Annotated in this window: 3 protein-coding genes; all 3 read left to right on the top strand. The window is 36.8% G+C overall.

Annotated features, from left to right (window positions below; all coding sequences use genetic code 11):
• The first annotated feature begins 210 nt into the window (after window positions 1–210).
• Window positions 211–402: a 30S ribosomal protein S21 gene (rpsU, locus tag WBJ10_RS01730; protein ID WP_411275064.1), complete on the top strand. Its 192-nt coding sequence runs from the start codon at window positions 211–213 to the stop codon at window positions 400–402.
• Between the two features lie 176 nt (window positions 403–578).
• Complete coding sequence (gene xerA / locus WBJ10_RS01725) at window positions 579–1,499, top strand: site-specific tyrosine recombinase/integron integrase (protein WP_424287826.1); 921 nt, start codon at window positions 579–581, stop codon at window positions 1,497–1,499.
• Window positions 1,500–1,594: 95 nt separating this feature from the next.
• On the top strand, window positions 1,595–1,936 hold the full coding sequence (hpf, locus tag WBJ10_RS01720; RefSeq protein ID WP_424287825.1) for a ribosome hibernation-promoting factor, HPF/YfiA family: 342 nt from the start codon (window positions 1,595–1,597) through the stop codon (window positions 1,934–1,936).
• Window positions 1,937–2,067: the final 131 nt, after the last annotated feature.

The following is a 2,067-nucleotide window of genomic DNA, read 5'->3' as shown; positions in this document are numbered from 1 at the left end:
TTCTGGCTTTTATCCGTTTTTGCGATCGCTTCTTTGTCTTTTTCGCTTCCGGTCTGTTTGTTATCTTTCTTAGGATCCATAAAGTCTATAGGTTGTCTAACTTGAACAAAGGAAAAAGAAAAATGTTCAACTTTTATTTATCAAATCTATTGATCTTTAATATTTTTTGTACATTTGCAATCCAATTCTGAAAGGGGGTATCTGTATATTATGATCATTATTAATGTAAAAGACGGCGAATCACTAGACAAAGCTTTAAAACGCTTTAAAAAGAAATTCGAGAAAACCGGTGTATTAAGAGAGCTAAGAAGCCGCCAGGCCTACGAGAAAAAGTCTATTACCCGCCGTACAGAAGTTAAAAAAGCTATCTACAAGCAAGGATTAAACATCGATACTGTTTAATTTTTCTTTAAGCATATTAATTCTTAAAGCCATTTGTATTTCATTTATTGATATGCAAATGGCTTTTTGTTTTTGGAGCGATTGACGATTCCTCCAAATGTGCTGTATCAGAAATGCCCTAATAATCATTCCCCCCTTTATTTTTTTTCTTCAATCATATAAATTCTTAAAACTATTTGTATATTCAAATTATTGATGTGCAAATGGATGATTTGATGTTTATAGAGCGATTTATTCGATACCTTCAATTTGAAAAGCGGTTCTCTCCCCACACCGTGACAGCCTACCGGCAAGACCTAAACCAATTCAATGATTTTCTTAGTCCTGACGAGATTGATATATTAACGATTTCTCACCAGGAAGTCCGCAGTTGGATGCTTGCCCTCATGGAACAGGGTGCTGAATCCAAGACAGTTAACCGCAAACTTTCCGTGCTCAGGTCCTTCTATAAATTTCTTCAGCGCGAGGATGTAATCAGTAATAATCCGATGAACCAGATAAAGGCGCCTAAAATTCCCAAAAGGCTGCCAGTTGTTATGGACGAACAGAAGATGGATTCGCTTTTAGATAGCATTGATGTTTTTGAAGGTAACTTTGCAGGAGCCAGGAACCGCCTGATACTTGAACTTTTATATGGTACAGGGATGCGGCTTTCGGAGCTTGTAAATCTTAAGGATCAGGATGTTAATCTCTATGAGCAGAGTATAAAGGTTTTAGGCAAGCGCAATAAGGAGCGGATAATTCCAGTAGGCACCCCATTGATCAAGTTAATTAAGGAATATTTGACAATGAAATTAAGTCAAAATTTTGACAACAAAGCGAGTTCCTTAATCGTTACCAATGAAGGAAACAATGCTTATCCACAGTTTATATATCGCATCGTGACGTCAAGCTTATCTCATATTTCCACCCAGACTAAAAAAAGCCCTCACATATTGAGGCATTCATTTGCGACTGCGCTATTAAACAGGGGCGCTGATTTAAACGCGATTAAGGAGCTTTTGGGCCATTCGAGCCTCGCCGCTACACAGGTCTATACCCACAACTCAGTCGAGAAATTAAAATCAATTTACAAACAGGCACATCCTAAAGCATAAACCAAAGTCTATGATTTGAACTCTACACTTACAATTGTAAGATTCCCGTGTTATCGGGAATTAATTAATTTCTAAATTTCATAAAAGGAGGAAACATGAAAATCCGAGTGCAATCGATCCATTTTTCAGCAGATGTTAAATTATTGGATTTTATTCAGAAGAAGGCAGATAAGCTGGATCAGTTTTTTGACCAGATAATCAGTGGCGACGTATATCTCAAGCTTGAGAATACTGCAGACGAAGCAAATAAGATCGTAGAAATTAAATTGCTTATTCCCGGGAACGACCTTTTCGCGAAAGAGCAGTGTAAATCTTTTGAAGAAGCGACCGACAAAGCAATTGAATCGTTAAAACACCAAATCGATAAACGTAAAGAAAAATTGAGGTCTAAGATGAGTAATCACAAAACTCTGCTTACGTCCGATGAAATAATTTAATCTATAAATACTTCATAATTAGGCACTTTTTCGGCAGTCGATGCGACTGCCGATTTTTTTTACTAAAAAATTTTGTCCAACTCTAAATTTTCGTAGATTTGCAGTCCGTTTCAGAGGGGGTTATCTTTAAG

Source organism: Daejeonella sp., assembly GCF_049655485.1.
Classification (GTDB): domain Bacteria; phylum Bacteroidota; class Bacteroidia; order Sphingobacteriales; family Sphingobacteriaceae; genus Daejeonella.
Note: the sequence above shows the minus strand (reverse complement) of the source record. Positions and strands in the feature narration are given on the sequence as shown.